This is a genomic window from Citrobacter sp. TBCS-14 (assembly GCF_005280805.1).
Classification (GTDB): domain Bacteria; phylum Pseudomonadota; class Gammaproteobacteria; order Enterobacterales; family Enterobacteriaceae; genus Citrobacter; species Citrobacter gillenii.
This window is the reverse complement of the sequence record NZ_SZWM01000756.1, coordinates 1-416: the sequence shown is the minus strand read 5'-3', so window position 1 is coordinate 416 and position 416 is coordinate 1. Positions and strand designations below refer to the sequence as shown.

The following is a 416-nucleotide window of genomic DNA, read 5'->3' as shown; positions in this document are numbered from 1 at the left end:
GGTAATAAGTGATTTCATAGAATTAAGAGGTCGTCGTCCGGATCAAGGGATGAGAGGAAATCGCCAGGCTCTTTCAGCATTGCCCGTCCAATCGCCATGATTTCTGCTACTGCACCATCGATTTTGTTTTCATTCTGCTCCTTGATTGGCTTCACCACGTCGTCATTACCCGGCAGATACTTACCTACAACGTTGCTGATACACCAGCTCATAATCGGGTTTCCGTCGTGATGAAAGCGGCCTGACTCAATGGCTGCTTCAAGCTCCTTCATCGGATCAGACATATTGGCGTAGTTCTGGATGATAGTGACAGGGTTCAACCCCTCGTCAGCCAATTCATGGGAAAGGCCGGTTGCGCCAAATGGGTCAATCGGTGATTCACTGACTGGGTTCAGTTTGTTTGCCGCTTTTGCCTC

The 416-nt window shown here is 49.0% G+C and carries 1 protein-coding gene; it reads right to left on the bottom strand.

Annotated elements, in window-relative coordinates:
• Positions 1–14: 14 nt before the first annotated feature.
• Positions 15–416 (bottom strand): terminase TerL endonuclease subunit (locus tag FDX22_RS21125; protein ID WP_255433015.1); only part of this gene is annotated, 402 nt, incomplete at its 5' end.